Origin of the sequence: Pseudomonas cavernae (assembly GCF_003595175.1) — a bacterium.
Taxonomy (GTDB): Bacteria; Pseudomonadota; Gammaproteobacteria; order Pseudomonadales; family Pseudomonadaceae; genus Aquipseudomonas; species Aquipseudomonas cavernae.
In genome coordinates this window covers 2,573,907-2,589,094 of record NZ_CP032419.1, presented here as the reverse complement: position 1 = coordinate 2,589,094, position 15,188 = coordinate 2,573,907, and the positions used below count along the sequence as shown (strand labels likewise).

Sequence of the window (15,188 nt, the reverse complement as noted above, 5' to 3'; positions counted from 1 at the left end):
CTGGCTGCCCGCTGAAAACAATAAAGAGAGAGATGAAGATGACGAATGTACTTAAGAAAAGCACCTCGACGGCTAGCCCTGTTCCCAGTGAGGCCGAGCTGATTCAGCGGGCACGCGATCTGATTCCGATGCTGATGGACAAGGCGGAGTCGGTGGAAAAGAACCGTATGGTCTCCAAGGAAACCATCCAGGCATTCGTCGATGCCGGCTTCTTCAAGATTTTGCAACCGGCCGCCTACGGTGGCTGGGAAATGAACCCGGCGGTGTTCTACAAGGTGCTGATGGAGCTCGGCCGCGGTTGCTGCAGCAGCGCCTGGAACATGATGATCCTGGGCGTCCATCAGTGGGAGTTCGGCACGCTCAGCGCTCAGGCCTGCGAGGATGTCTGGGGTGAAGATGATGCGGTCATTATCGCCTCGTCCTATCCGCCGTTCGGCAAGGTGGTCGAGGTTGAAGGCGGTTACATGATCAGCGGTACCTGGAAGACGTCCAGCGGCTGCGATCATGGCAAGTGGGGGTTCCTCGGCGGTCTGCGCCGCGATGCCAACGGCAATGTCATCGACCGCTTGTCGATGCTGGTGCCCAGCTCGGCCTGGGAAATCGAAGACGACTGGCACACCTTCGGTTTGGCCGGTACCGGCAGCAAGAGCTTGGTGGTCAAGGAAACCTTTGTTCCCTACCACCGGGTACATAGCCTGATCCGCTACGAAAACAGCGATCGCGGCACCCACTACCTTTTCCCGTTCAACCAGATCTTCTTTGGTGCGGTGTCCGCGCTGATCGTCGGCATGGCCCAAGGGGGTATCGACGAGTACATCCGCCAGATGAGTGTGCGCACCAACACCACTGATGGTGGTGGGGCGGCGCTCAGTCCCTACGTCAAGGATCGGCTGGGCAATGCCGTGGTTCGTGTGCGTTCGGCCCGCGCTCGGCTGCTGCAGATGATGGCTGACACCAGCGACACCGTGGCCCGCCGCGAGCTGGTACCGACCTACGACCGCGTCCACCACATGCTCGATATCGCCCGGGTCGGCCGCGATTGCGAAGAGGCCGTGATGCTTTTGTTCAAGGCCACCTCGGCGCGTGGTATCTACCTGAACAACCCGCTGCAACGAATCATGCGCGACGTGATTGCCGCCTCCAACCACATCACCCAGAACGCTGACGACACCGCCGGCATGCTCGGCGCCTACCTGCTGGGCCAGACCCTGCCGCCGATGATCTTTGGCCTCAGTGCGGTGAGCATCAACGACTGACTTGCGCTAACAGAACCCCGATTCTCGCTGTAACACCCGCTGCCGGTGCCAGGCTCCGGCAGCGCTTTAAATAAAAACAAAAGACGGGATACCGTCCCTATGAGGTGCTAGATGGCCACACTTAACCAGCAGGCATTGCGCCCGGTTCGTGCGTTTGAAAAGACCTTTCGCCTTTCCACCCTCAGCGCCGCGCTGTTGGCTTGCTCGGTACTGCCCGTGCAGGCCTTTCAGTTCGATACTGGTAGCGACGATCTGAAGATTCGTCTCGATACCAACGTCAAGTACACCGGTGCCTGGCGGGTGAAGGATCAGCATGATAAGCAGATTGCAGACCCTACGCTGGATGACGGGGACCGCAACTTCGACAAGGGTTCGATGATCAACAACCGTGTCGATCTGTTCTCCGAGTTCGACGTCGACTACAAGGGTACTGGTGCGCGCGTCAGTGCGGCCGCCTGGTATGACGATATCTACAACAAGAAGAACGATAACGACTCGCCATTCACGGCGAACTCGGTGTCGGTCGACCATGACGAGTTCACCGACGAGACCCGCGACCTGCATGGCCGCGACGCGGAAATCCGTGACGCCTTTGTCTACAGCGATTTCAGCCTGGGCGGCGATCGCTGGGGCGTGGCGCGGCTGGGCCAACACTCGTTGCTGTACGGCGAAAGTCTGTTCTTCGGCAACAACGGCATTGCCGGCGGCATGCAGCCGATCAACGCCATCCAGGCTCTGTCGGTACCCAACTCGCAGTTCAAGGAGCTGGCCCTGCCAGTCGAGCAGTTCTCCACCGAGTTGCAGCTGACCCCGGCCCTGTCGGTCGGTGGCTACTATCAGTTCGAGTGGGAACGCACCCGCATTCCGGCGGCTGGCAGCTATTTCAGCCCGGCGGATCTGCTCGATGGCGGTGGCGAGCGCATCATAGTTGCCGCTGTACCGAATGTTGGTCCTGTCGCTTCCTTCTACCGTGCCGACGATATCGAGGCGCGTGACTCCGGCCAGTTCGGCGCACAGCTGCGCTACCGCGCCGAAGACATCGGTACCGAATTCGGCCTGTACGCCATCCGCTACCACGACAAGAACTTCCAGGTGCAAGTACGCCCCGGTGCGGGAGTTGGTCCTGGCACACCGGCTGACAAAATCGGCGAATACATGCTGGTGTTCCCGGAGGACATAGAGGCCTACGGCTTCAGTGTCAACAAGGGCGTCGGTGATGCCAACGTGGCCTTCGAGGCCTCGATCCGGCGCAATGCACCGCTGGTCAGCCTGACAGTCGCTGACCTCAGTGCGGTTGCCCCGGTGCCTGTGGCCGACAACAACGACGAAGCGCTGTATGCCATCGGCAAGACCGCTCACGCGCAAATCAACATGATTCGGGTCATGCCGGGCAATGCCTTGTGGGACAGCGCTGCACTGCTCGGCGAGGTGGCCTGGAACCGCACCCTGTCGGTGGACAAGAACCCGCAGAACCTCGATCCGAACAGCACCCGTGATGCAACCGCCATGCGCGTGGTGTTCACCCCGACCTACTTCCAAGTGTTCGACGGCGTGGACCTCAACGTACCCATGGGCTTCGGCTACGGCATCGATGGGCGTTCCTCGGCGGTCGGCGGTTTCAGCCAAGACAAGGGCGGCAACTACAACATTGGTCTGTCCTTCGACTTCGTGAAAGTAGTCACCGTGGCCCTGAGTTACAACGGCTTCTATGGTCCGTCCGCGCCTACCAGCATCGGCGGCATCAAGACCTTCGAGCAGACCAACTCCGACCGCGACTTCCTTTCGCTCAATGCGTCCTACACGTTCTGAGGAGCAGCTCATGCATAACATTAAGATTCGACATCTCGCTCTCTGCGCCTCGCTTCTGGCGCTGAGCATCGCCTCCGCCCAGGCTGCGGTTTCCCCTGCCGAAGCTGCCAAACTGAAGAGCGAGCTGACGCCCATGGGGGCCGAGCGTGCCGGCAATGCCGACGGCAGCATCCCGGCCTGGGATGGCGGCTTCACCACGGTTCCCGCCGGCTACAAGCAGGGCCAGCGCAACGTCGATCCTTTTGCCGCCGACAAGCCGCTGTACACCATCACCGCGGCCAACCTGGATCAGTACCGGGATAAGCTGGCCGATGGCGTGCAGCAGCTGTTCAAGGACAACCCGAGCACCTTCCGCATCGATGTCTACCCGACCCGGCGTACCGCAGCGGCACCGCAGGCCGTATATGACAACACCTTCGAGAATGCCACCCGCGCGACCCTGGAAAACGACGGTCTGACCGTCAAGGGCGCCTTTGGCGGGGCACCCTTCCCGGTTCCCAAGAGCGGTCTTGAAGTGCATTGGAACCACCTGACCCTGTGGCGCGGCGAGTCCACCGACACCAAGTACAAGGTCTGGACCACCACCGCCGATGGCAAGCACCTCCTCGCCACCGCCGCAGTCGACTACGGTCAGTACCCGTACTACTACAAGGGCGAGTCGTTCGCGAGCATGCCGGATGCCCGCTACATGCTGGCCATCCAGCTGGCGTACGAGCCAGCCTTCCGTGCCGGTGAGGCGCTGATGGTGCATAACGTGCTGGACCACGTGAAGGGGCGCACCCTGTGGCAGTACCTGGCCGGCCAGCGGCGCGTGCGCCAAGCCCCGAGCATCAACTTCGACACGCCGAACTCGGTGGCCTCCGGCACCAACTTCGTCGACGAAACCTTCGGCGGCACCGGTTCACCCGAGCGCTACGACTGGAAGTTGATCGGCAAGAAGGAAATGATCATTCCCTACAACAACAACGCCTTGCTGGCCAACAAGGACGAGGCGGTTATGGCCACGCGTCACGTCAAACCGGAGTTTATGCGCTGGGAACTACACCGTGTGTGGGAGGTCGAGTCCACCCTCAAGGCTGGCAGTCGCCATGCCGTGCCCAAGCGCAAGTACTACTACGACGAAGACAACTGGGGCACCGCCATCCTCGATGGCTGGGACGCCGAGGGCACCCTGTGGCGCACCTCGCTGACCACCCCGTTTGCGGCACCGGACATCCCGGCCACGGTGAACTTCTGCACCGGCTTCTTCCACGACCATCGTACCAAGGCCTGGATCTACAACTGTGCCTTGGGTGATGCCGGCGATAAGCAGTACGCGATGGCCGAGCGCCGTCCGGACACCTACTTCTCGCCGCAGTCCCTGCTCAGGATGAGCGGCCGTTAAGTTGATGTTCTGTTGTCCGCCACTCGGTTTCGGGTGGCGGACAACATAAATGCGCAAACGGAGTGGTACTGGTGAAAAACATAACAATATCCGTGCTGCTGGCCTTGTCAGCAGTCACTAGCGTGCAAGCCGTGTCTGAGCATACCGGGGTTCTCCCCGACAGCCTGTCGCAGCCGGCCGTTACTTCCCGCCTTGCCGAGCACTCGATGCTCAGCGATATCGCCCGTGCTGGCCAGCGTTTGGTCACTGTGGGTGCGCGCGGACACATTCTTTACTCCGATGACGAAGGCAACAGCTGGCAGCAGGCCCAGGTGCCCGTCAGTGTGACCCTCACCGGGGTATGTTTTGCCGATGATCGCCGCGGCTGGGCTGTGGGCCATCGCGGCGTGATTCTGGCGACTGGCGATGCTGGCCAGACCTGGTCGCTGCAGTTGCAGGGCCATCAGGTGGCGTCGGCACTCGTCGACGAGGCGCGTCGCCAGCAGAGCGATCTGCTCGACAGCGCAGAAATGCTCGTAGCAGACGGTGCCGACAAGCCGTTCCTGGATATCCACTGTGCCGGCACGCAGCAAGCCACTGCGGTCGGTGCCTACGGTCTGGTCTTGCGCACCGAAGACGGTGGTCAGCACTGGCAGCCGTCACTGGCTGCGCTGCGCGGTACCGATCAGCGCCATATAAATGCCATTACCGCAGCGCCCGAAGGTCTCTACCTGGCGGGCGAGCAGGGCGGCCTGTACCGGGCTGGCAGTGATCTGGCCACTGTGCAAGTGCTAGCCGAACCTTATGACGGCAGCTTCTTCGGCCTGCTCACCAGCGCCGATGGCGCCCTGATTGCCTATGGGTTGCGCGGGCATGTGTTCCGCTGGCAGGGCGCTAATTCCGAGTGGCAACAGATTGCCCTCCGGACCACGCAGAGCCTGACAGCCGGAGCCCTGTTGGGCAGCGGCGCGATTCTGCTCGCCGATGCGTCCGGCGCCGGTTGGTACAGCCAGGACGCGGGACGCACTTTCCGGCTGGTGAAGCCCGAGAACCAGTTTTCCTTCACCGCACTGACGCCTCTGCAAGACGGCAGCGTATTGGCGGTCGGCCTGCGCGGGATTACCCGCTTCCAGGCCACTGACCTCGAATAACCTGTTTTCAGCCTCCAAGGGGGGCCATCACTATGGGTAGCAAAATATCCGACGGCTTCAAGACAATCGCCTCGCTGGCCGACTTTGATCGGCAGTCGGGCAATGTGCTTGAACGCATCCTGTTCAACAACCGTGCTGTGTTTATTACACTGTGCCTGCTGCTGACCGTGCTGTTCAGTGCCTCAGCCGGCCAGCTGCGCCTGAATGCCAGTTTTCTCAAGACCATTCCGACCAGCCATCCGTTCATCCTCAACTATTTTGCCCATGAGGACGAACTCAAGGGTGTGGCCAACACCCTGCGCATCGCCGTGGCGGTCAAGGGTGAGGGGACGATTTTCGACGACGGTTACATGGAAACCCTGCGCAAGATCAACGACGAGGTCTACCTGGCCCCGGGCGTTGATCGCGCTTTCATGAAGTCATTGTGGACGCCGACGACCCGCTGGCAGGGCGTGACCGAGTCGGGCTTCGATGGTGGTCCGGTGATTCCGGACGGTTTCCGCGGTAGCGCGCAGGATATGGAAGTGCTGCGCGGCAATATCGAGCTGTCTGGCGAGATTGGCCAGCTGGTCGCCCTGGATTTCCGCTCCAGCATCATTCACGTGCCGTTGCTCGACACTGATCCGGCCACTGGCAAGACCCTCGACTACAAGCAGCTCTCCGACATCCTCGAGAGTATTCGTACGCGCTATCAGCAGGAGGGCGTCGACATCCACATCATCGGCTTTGCCAAGGTGATGGGTGATCTGATCTCCGGCCTCTACGCGGTGCTGGCCTTCTTTGCCGCAGCGGTGTGCATCACCACGCTGATCCTGCTGTATTTCACCCGTTGCTGGCGCAGTACCCTGGTCGTGCAGGGCTGCACTTTGGTTGGCGTAATCTGGTTGCTGGGCATGCTGCCGATGCTCGGTTACGAACTCAATCCCTACTCGATTCTGGTGCCCTTCCTGGTCTACGCCATTGGCGTTAGTCATGGTGCGCAGAAGATGAACGGCATCATGCAGGACATCGGCCGTGGTACCCACAAGCTGATCGCTGCACGCTACACCTTCCGCCGGCTATTCGCAGCCGGCATCACTGCCTTGCTGGCCGATGCGGTGGGTTTTGCCGTGCTGACCATCGTCGACATTCCGGTGATCAAGGAACTGGCGATCATTGCCAGTATCGGTGTCGCCCTGCTGGTCTTGACCAACCTGGCGCTGCTGCCGATCACGCTGTCCTATACCGGTGTTTCCCGCCGCGCGGCCAGCCGCCGTCTGGCTGCTGAACAGGCTCGGCACCAGGCTGGCTATCGTCCGGGCAAGGTGATCCGCGTGCTCGATCGCTTCACCCAGGTTCGCTATGCCTCCCTCGCCCTCGTGGTCGCGCTCGTGGTCGGTGTCTGGGCCGTGCTCGAGGCACGCCACCTGCAGGTCGGCGACCTCGATCCAGGCGCGCCGGAGCTGCGTGCCGACTCGCGCTACAACCAGGACAATGCTTTTATTATCGGCAACTACCAGGCCAGCAGTGACGTTTTCGTGATCATGGTGGAAACCCCGGCGGGGCAGTGTGTCAACTACGCAACCCTGCGCCTGGTCGAAGAGCTGGAATGGCGCCTGCGCCAGTTGCCTGGTGTCGATAGCACCAACTCCATTGCCGGGGTTGCGCGCCGGGTGAACGTCGGCATGAACGAAGGGCTGCTGAAGTGGAACGAGCTTCCGCCCAACCAGCCGATGATCAACGCCGCCGCCAACCGTTCGCCTCGCGAGCTGTTCAACGAGACCTGCGAACTGCTCTCGGTTTACGTCTACCTCAAGGATCACAAGGCGCAGACCCTCAACGGCGTGGTCGAGGTCACCGAGGCCTTCAGTGAAGAGTTCAGTAGCGACCAGGCTCGCTTCCTGATGGCCGCCGGTAACGCCGGCATCGAGAGCGCGACCAATATCGTGGTCAAGACTGCCAACACGCAAATGGTGATTGGCGTCTACCTGGCCGTCAGCCTGCTCTGCCTACTTGCCTTCCGTTCCTGGCGGGCGACCGTCTGCGCGATCCTGCCGCTGATGCTCACCACCTTTTTGGCCGAGGCGCTGATGGTCAAGCTGGGCATGGGTCTGAAGGTCGCGACCCTGCCGGTGGTGGCACTTGGCGTCGGTATCGGGGTGGACTACGCGCTCTACATCATCAGCGTGATGCTGTTTTGGCTGAAGCGTGGCTCCAGTCTGGCGGAAGCCTATTCCTACGCACTGTCCTTCACCGGGCGAGTGGTGGTGTTCACCGGCATCACCCTATCACTGGGCGTGGTGACCTGGATCGTCTCGCCGATCAAGTTCCAGGCCGATATGGGCCTCCTGCTGACCTTCATGTTCCTCTGCAACATGCTGGTGGCGCTGGTGCTGGTGCCTGCACTGGCCTGCTTCCTTTTGCAGCCGCGGCATTTCTCCAAGGCTGAGCCTGAGGAGCCCGGCGAGCGCGAGGAGCAGCCAGTCGCCCGTGCGGCCGGGGTAGCCATCAAGCAGGAGGCGCACGCATGAGCCGCAGTGGTATCAGTCTTCCGCATATCCGCGGCGGCGATCTTCCGCTGCCCGCCGCCTGGGCGGCCGTGGAGGCGGCGCTTGCCCACGCATGCCGTGAGGAGTTGCAGATCAGCATCGCCGTGCTGGATGCCGGCGGCCACCTGCTGGCCTTTGCAAGGGTTTCCGGCACGCCCTTGCACAGCATCGACCTGGCCATTGACAAGGCCCGTACGTCGGTGTCCTTCGCGCTGCCCAGCAGCACCCTTGGCGACATGATCGACAACGCCAGTGAACGCGTGCGCATGAACCTGCTGCTGCGCCCGGACATCGTCGCCATGGGCGGCGCCTTCCCTCTGCTGATCGACGGTCGGCTGGTCGGCGCCATCGGTGTATCCGGTGCCAGCGAGGAAGAAGACATGGACTGCGCGCAGGCTGGCTGCGCAGCCATTTGCAGCCTGACAGAGCTGCAAGCGGATTTTTCAGGAGAACAACAATGAGTCAATCGATCCTCAATCTCGATCAACTGGGTGACGAGCTGTTCGACGCCCTTACGGCGGCGCGCATGGTGGCTCCACTGACCGAGCGCTTCCCGCAACTGACCATCGAGGATGCCTACGCCATCCAGCAGCGCCTGCTCAGCCGTCGTCTGCAGCAGGGCGAGCGGATCATCGGCAAGAAGATTGGCGTGACTAGCCAGGCAGTGATGGACATGCTCAAGGTCAACCAGCCGGACTTCGGCCAGCTCACCGACCGCATGGTGGTCAATCAGGGTGCTTCGGTGCCCATGAGTTCGCTGATCCAGCCCAAGGCCGAGGGCGAGATCGCCTTCGTGCTCAAGCATGACCTGGCCGGCCCCGGCATCACTGTGGCGGATGTACTGCGTGCCACCGAAGGGGTGATGGCCTGCTTCGAGATCGTCGATTCACGCGTCCGTGACTGGCAGATCAAGATCCAGGACACGGTGGCGGACAACGCGTCCTGCGGTGTGTTCGTGCTCGGCGATCGCCTGGTCGATCCGCGCAACCTGGACCTCTATACCACCGGCATGGTGCTGGAGAAGAACGGCCGCATCGTCGGTACCGGCGCCGGCGCCGCCACCATGGGTTCCCCGGTGATCGCCGTGGCCTGGCTGGCCAACACACTGGGCCGCCTGGGCATGAGCCTCAAGGCCGGCGAAGTGATTCTGTCCGGTGCGCTGTCGGCCATGGTGCCGGTGGTGGCCGGTGACCAATTGCGCATGAGTCTGGCGGGCATCGGCAGCTGCTCGGTCCGCTTCGACTGAAATAATCCAGAGGAAATCGCAATGACGAAAAAACTCAAGGCCGCGATCATCGGCTCCGGCAACATCGGCACGGACCTTATGATCAAGATCCTGCGCCACGGCAAGCACATCGAAATGGGCGCCATGGTCGGTATCGACCCGGCATCCGATGGTCTGGGCCGGGCCGCGCGCATGGGCGTGGCAATTACCCACGAAGGCGTGAATGGTCTAGTGCAGATGCCGGAATTCGCTGACATCGACGTGATCTTCGATGCCACTTCCGCTTCGGCACATATGAAGAACGAAGTCTTCCTGCGCGGCCTCAAGCCGAGCCTGCGGATCATCGATCTGACCCCGGCGGCGATCGGCCCATACTGCGTTCCGGTGGTCAATCTGGAGGCCAACCTGCACGAGACCAACGTCAACATGGTCAGTTGCGGTGGCCAGGCGACCGTCCCCATGGTGGCGGCGGTTTCACGGGTGGCCAAGGTGCATTACGCCGAGATCGTTGCCTCGATCAGCAGCAAGTCCGCTGGCCCGGGCACTCGCGCCAACATCGACGAGTTCACCGAGACCACCGCCAAGGCCATCGAGGTGATTGGCGGGGCGCAGAAGGGTAAGGTGATCATCGTCCTCAACCCGGCCGAGCCGCCGCTGATCATGCGCGACACCGTGTACGTGTTGTCGGATCTGGCCGACCAGGCCAAGGTCGAGGCCTCCATCGAAGAGATGGCTGCGGCCGTGCAGGCCTACGTGCCAGGCTACCGCCTCAAGCAGAAGGTGCAGTTCGACGTCATTCCCGCCTCCGCACCGCTGAACATTCCCGGCCTCGGCCACCTGAGCGGCCTGAAAACCTCGATCTTCCTCGAAGTCGAGGGTGCCGCCCATTATCTGCCGGCCTACGCCGGCAATCTCGACATCATGACCTCCGCTGCTTTGGCCACTGCCGAACGCATGGCGCAGTCGCTGATCCAGGCCTGAGGATACGACCATGACTTTCAATCCCGGCAAGAAACTCTATATTTCCGACGTCACCCTTCGTGACGGCAGCCATGCCATCCGTCATCAGTATTCGATCAAGAATGTGCAGGATATCGCCCGCGCCCTGGACAAGGCCAAGGTGGACTCCATCGAGGTAGCCCACGGCGATGGCCTGCAGGGCTCCAGCTTCAACTATGGCTTCGGTGCTCACACCGACCTGGAATGGATCGAGGCGGTGGCCGAGGTGGTTAGCCACGCACAGATCGCCACCTTGCTGCTGCCTGGCATCGGCACCATCCATGACCTGGACAATGCCTACAAGGCGGGCGCTCGCATCGTCCGTGTGGCCACCCACTGCACCGAGGCGGATGTCTCCAAACAGCACATCGAGCATGCCCGCAAGCTGGGAATGGACACCGTCGGCTTCCTGATGATGAGCCATATGCAGACCCCACAGGGTCTCGCGCAGCAGGCCAAGCTGATGGAAGACTACGGTGCCACCTGTCTGTATGTGGTGGACTCCGGCGGTGCCATGAGCATGCAGGACATCCGCGAGCGCTTCCGCGCTCTCAAGGACGTGCTCAAGCCCGAGACCCAGACCGGTATGCATGCTCATCACAACCTGAGCCTGGGCGTGGCCAACTCCATCGTCGCGGTGGAGGAGGGCTGCGACCGCATCGACGCTAGCCTCGCCGGCATGGGTGCCGGTGCCGGCAACGCGCCGTTGGAAGTGTTTATCGCCGCCGCCGAACGTCTCGGCTGGGAGCATGGCACTGACCTCTACACCCTGATGGATGCCGCCGACGACATCGTCCGGCCGTTGCAGGACAGGCCGGTACGGGTCGACCGCGAAACCCTGGCGCTGGGCTATGCCGGCGTCTACTCCAGCTTTTTACGCCACTCCGAAGTGGCGGCGCAGAAATACGGCCTGAAGGCCGTGGACATCCTCGTCGAACTGGGCAAACGGCGCATGGTCGGCGGCCAGGAAGACATGATCGTCGACGTCGCCCTCGACCTGCTCAAGCAGCGCGCCTGAAACCAACCCATTTGCCTTGCACACAACACAGGACAACAACATGAGCCGTTTTACCCAGGACAACACCAGCCACTTCGTTCAGACCGAAGAGTGGAAGCTGCACTACAACGACGCCGGCGCGGGAGAGGTGGTGATCATGCTGCACGGCTCCGGCGCCGGTGCCACCGGCTGGGCCAACTTCCACCGCAACGTCGATGCCTTCGTCGATGCCGGCTACCGAGTGATCCTGCTCGATTGCCCGGGCTTCGGTCAGTCTGATGAACTGGTCACCGCCGAGCCGCGCTTCGTGGTCAACGCCCGCGCTACTCGTCAACTGATGGACGTGCTGAAGATCGACAAGGCGCACCTGGTCGGTAACTCCATGGGCGGCGGCAGCTCGCTGGCCTTCGCCCGCGACTACCCGGAGCGACTGGACAAGATGATCCTGATGGGCGCCGGTGGCGTTGGCAAGACCAGCATCTTCACCCCGCTGCCGATGGAAGGCATCAAGCTGCTGTTTCAGGTCTACCGCGAGCCGACCTTCGCAAACCTGAAGAACATGCTCAATGTCTTCGTCTACGACTCCAGTGCGCTGACCGACGAACTGATCGAACTGCGCCACAAGGCGATCCTGGCCAACCCGGAGCACCTGGCCAACTTCCTCAAGTCGGTTGAGCTGAGCAACTTCAACCTGGGCGATTTCACTAACGACCTGCCCAACATGCCGCACAAGACCCTGGTTACCTGGGGCCGTGACGACCGCTTCGTGCCGATCGATTGGAGCCTGAAGCTGCTCAACATGATCCCCAACTCCACCCTGCACGTGTTCAGCCAATGTGGCCATTGGGCGCAGTGGGAACACGCCGATGCCTTCAACCGCCTGGTCATCGACTTCCTCAAGCACTGAGGAAGGTAGCAGGCGTCACGCGTAGGGGGAGGTAGATTGCCTCCCCCTTTTTTATCTGTATCGATCGGGAATCGTCAACATCATGTCCAGTTCAACGGAATCCAGCCCATCGAGTCCAGGTGTACCGCTTCTGCTGCTGTTGCTACTGGGGGCACTGACGGCCATCGCGCCCATGTCCACCGACATGTATCTGCCGGGATTTCCGGCCATCCAGGCCGGTCTTGGCTTGGCGCCGGGGCAGGTTGAGCTGAGCTTTTCCGCCTATTTCATCGGCATGTTGCTGGGCATGCTCTGCTACGGCCCAATCAGTGATCGCTTTGGTCGCCGGCCGCCGCTGCTGTTTGGCCTGGCCCTGTACAGCCTGGCTTCGCTGTTGCTGGCCGGCAGCGAGAGCCTGGTGGAGCTGATTGGCTGGCGTTTTCTCCAGGGGCTGGGCGGCTGTGCCGGCGCGGTGCTGACGGTGGCCATTGTGCGTGACCGCTGCACGCCGCAGCAGGCGGCGCGGGTCATGTCAATGATCACTTTGGTGATGGGTGTGGCGCCGATTCTGGCACCGCTGGCTGGCGGCTTGGTGCTGGGGCTGTGGGGCTGGCAGGCCATCTTCGTGGTGCTGGCTGGCTTCGGCCTGCTGTGCCTGTGCGGGTTGCTAAGTGTGCTGGATGAAACCCTGGCTCAGCGCGGTGCGCGTCTAGCCCTGTGGCCGGTGCTCAAGGGCTACGCCGATCTGCTGCGCGATCGCAGCTTTATCGGCTATGCCCTGAGCCAGGCCTTCACCACTGGGGCGATGTTCGCCTACATCGTCGGCTCGCCCTTCGCCCTGATCGAACTGCATGGCGTGGCGCCCCAGTATTTTGGTTTCTTCTTCGGCATCAATGCCATTGGCCTGGTACTGGCCAGCCAGTTTGTACGCCAGCTGCTGCGACGCTACACGTCGCAGCAGCTGCTCTCCGTGATGCTGTGGCTGCCGCTGCTGGCCGGTACGCTGTTGCTGCTCAATCAGCTGCTCGGCGTGCCTGGCCTGTGGTTGATCCTGCCGGCTTTTTTCCTGCTGGTATCGAGTGTTGGCCTGGTCGGGCCGAATACCACGGCTCTGGCCATGGCTCGACAGGGGCAGCGTGCAGGGCTGGCGTCGGCGTTGCATGTCAGTCTGACATTCGGCATGGGCATGCTGGCCGGATTGCTGGTCAGTCTGCTGCATGATGGCAGCCTGCTGCCGCTCACGCTGGTGGTGTTCTGCTTCAATGTCGGCGGCCTACTGGCGCACCGCCTGCTCAGCCTAGGCGCGCGGGCCATCTACGGTGAGGCCGGCGCATGAGCAGTTTGAGTAGACAACTAGCCGACTACGCCTGCGCGCTGCGTTACGAGCAACTGCCGGCCGAAGTCCTCGAGAAGGCGCGCGCCTGTGTGCTGTATCAATTGGGCATCGGCATGGCCGGTCATCGGCTGCAGACGCCCTGGCAAGTAATGCGGCTGATGCGGGCCGAGGGCGCGGTAGAAGAATCCACCCTGTTGCTCGGTGGCGGGAAGACCTCGGCGATGAATGCCGCCTTTGCCAATGCGGCGCTGTTCCATGCGCGGGTACAGGACGACACTCATCACACCTCGCACCTGGGTACCGTGCTGATTTCTGCAGGCCTGACCCTGGCCGAGGCGCACGGGCGCACGGGGCGCGAGTTGGTCGAGGCACTGGTGGCCGGCTATGAAGTGGCCGCCGCACTGGGCCGCGAGTACACCGCCCGTACCACTCCCCGAGGCTTTCGTGCCAGCGGCATCTTCGGGGTGTTGGGGGCTGCGGTGGTTGCCTCGCGGCTGCTGCAACTGAACAGCGTACAGACCGCCAGTGCCATCGGCATTGCTGCGACCCTTGCCGGTGGCAGCATCCAGCCGTTCGCCAGTGGCAGCGAGGAGTTCCTTCTGCACAATGCCCAGGCCGCGCGCAACGGTATTCTTGCCGCGCGCATGGCCGCTGCCGGGCTGTGCGCGGCAGGCGCGGCGCTGGACGGGCCGGCCGGTTTCCTTAAGGCTTTTGCCGGAGAGGTCGGTGATACCCAGGCGGTACTGGACGGACTGGGTACGCGCCACGAAATTCTTAATGTCAACTTCAAGGCTTTGCCGGTGTGTGCCGGTAATCAGGCACCGCTGGCCAATGCCCAGGCCCTGGGACGCGAGATCGGCGATGCGTGGCTGATCGCCGCGATCCGCATCGAGATGCACCCCTATGAGGCCGGGCACCCCGGCATCGCTTGCTACGGGCCGTTCCGTAGCCGGGTCGAGACGCTGATGAGCACACCGTTCTGCGTCGCCCTCGGTCTGCTTGGCTGGCCTGTGGACATGGCCGCCTTGCAACGCTTCGATGATCCGCAGGTGCTGGCGCTGGTGCAGCGTTCGCAGGTGGTGGCCTGCGAGGAGCTGCCGATGCTGCATTCGCGCATTACGGTCGAGCTGACGGACGGCCGCCTGCACACCCGGCGCATGCATCTGGCGCCGGAGGATCTGCGCTGGTCGTTTGCACGGGTTGCGGAAAGTCTGGCAGGGATGCAGGCAGAGTTGCCGTTTGATCCGCAGACATTGGCGGAACTTGCCGCGCGGGTAGCTCAACTGGAGTCGGAAACCGAATGGCGGGATCTGCTCGAATTAATCTGCCAGCGAGGGGATGGATAGCTTTTCCAAACAGACTGGGAGGGATCTTCTTAGTTGATCGTCAAGTAGCTAAGAACAGCCTTTGAGTCACAAATCGGCATCGTTCACTTGTGGCTGATGTTGCTCGGAAAGGGGGAGAGCAGTTTTGGCTAGCCTCTCCGCTCGTGAGTGGACGTATATTGGCGAAGGGGGCTACACAACATCAAGTGTTCATGAATGCCCCGCCATCCATGGCCGGTTGTTCGTCAGAGTAAGCATGCTTAGCCAATTTCCAGCTTAACCATTTTAACCCCCGACAAGATCGATTCGATCT

At 62.0% G+C, this 15,188-nt stretch carries 12 protein-coding genes; all 12 read left to right on the top strand.

From position 1 onward, the window contains the following. The first annotated feature begins 38 nt into the window (after positions 1-38). The 12 genes from D3880_RS11840 (at position 39) to D3880_RS11785 (ending at position 14,896) form a co-directional block, all read left to right on the top strand. Positions 39-1,256 (top strand): acyl-CoA dehydrogenase family protein, encoded by a 1,218-nt coding sequence (locus tag D3880_RS11840; RefSeq protein WP_119895727.1) that lies wholly within the window; start codon positions 39-41, stop codon positions 1,254-1,256. A gap of 111 nt (positions 1,257-1,367) precedes the next feature. Continuing rightward, positions 1,368-3,065: a DUF1302 domain-containing protein gene (locus D3880_RS11835; protein ID WP_119893631.1), complete on the top strand. Its 1,698-nt coding sequence runs from the start codon at positions 1,368-1,370 to the stop codon at positions 3,063-3,065. A 10-nt stretch (positions 3,066-3,075) separates the two neighbouring features. Beyond that, positions 3,076-4,449: a DUF1329 domain-containing protein gene (locus tag D3880_RS11830; RefSeq protein ID WP_119893630.1), complete on the top strand. Its 1,374-nt coding sequence runs from the start codon at positions 3,076-3,078 to the stop codon at positions 4,447-4,449. Positions 4,450-4,541: 92 nt separating this feature from the next. Next, positions 4,542-5,579: a WD40/YVTN/BNR-like repeat-containing protein gene (locus D3880_RS11825; RefSeq protein ID WP_162934990.1), complete on the top strand. Its 1,038-nt coding sequence runs from the start codon at positions 4,542-4,544 to the stop codon at positions 5,577-5,579. A gap of 32 nt (positions 5,580-5,611) precedes the next feature. Continuing rightward, the gene (locus D3880_RS11820) at positions 5,612-8,089 is read left to right on the top strand and encodes an efflux RND transporter permease subunit (RefSeq protein ID WP_119893628.1); all 2,478 of its coding nucleotides are present in this window, start codon (positions 5,612-5,614) and stop codon (positions 8,087-8,089) included. Further along, positions 8,086-8,568 (top strand): GlcG/HbpS family heme-binding protein, encoded by a 483-nt coding sequence (locus D3880_RS11815; RefSeq protein ID WP_119893627.1) that lies wholly within the window; start codon positions 8,086-8,088, stop codon positions 8,566-8,568. The genes D3880_RS11820 and D3880_RS11815 overlap by 4 nt, the downstream gene beginning before the upstream one ends. Continuing rightward, on the top strand, positions 8,565-9,353 hold the full coding sequence (gene dmpE / locus D3880_RS11810) for a 2-oxopent-4-enoate hydratase (protein WP_119893626.1): 789 nt from the start codon (positions 8,565-8,567) through the stop codon (positions 9,351-9,353). Before D3880_RS11815 ends, dmpE begins: the two co-directional genes overlap by 4 nt. 21 nt (positions 9,354-9,374) lie before the next feature. Continuing rightward, the gene (locus tag D3880_RS11805) at positions 9,375-10,313 is read left to right on the top strand and encodes an acetaldehyde dehydrogenase (acetylating) (protein WP_119893625.1); all 939 of its coding nucleotides are present in this window, start codon (positions 9,375-9,377) and stop codon (positions 10,311-10,313) included. Between the two features lie 10 nt (positions 10,314-10,323). Then, a complete protein-coding gene (gene dmpG, locus D3880_RS11800; protein WP_119893624.1) occupies positions 10,324-11,349 on the top strand; it encodes a 4-hydroxy-2-oxovalerate aldolase in 1,026 nt (341 codons plus the stop codon). A gap of 40 nt (positions 11,350-11,389) precedes the next feature. Then, a complete protein-coding gene (locus D3880_RS11795; protein ID WP_119893623.1) occupies positions 11,390-12,235 on the top strand; it encodes an alpha/beta fold hydrolase in 846 nt (281 codons plus the stop codon). A 172-nt stretch (positions 12,236-12,407) separates the two neighbouring features. Then, positions 12,408-13,550, top strand: coding sequence for a multidrug effflux MFS transporter (locus tag D3880_RS11790; RefSeq protein WP_218567572.1), 1,143 nt, complete (start codon positions 12,408-12,410; stop codon positions 13,548-13,550). Then, the gene (locus tag D3880_RS11785; RefSeq protein WP_119893621.1) at positions 13,547-14,896 is read left to right on the top strand and encodes an MmgE/PrpD family protein; all 1,350 of its coding nucleotides are present in this window, start codon (positions 13,547-13,549) and stop codon (positions 14,894-14,896) included. Before D3880_RS11790 ends, D3880_RS11785 begins: the two co-directional genes overlap by 4 nt. Positions 14,897-15,188 lie beyond the last annotated feature (292 nt).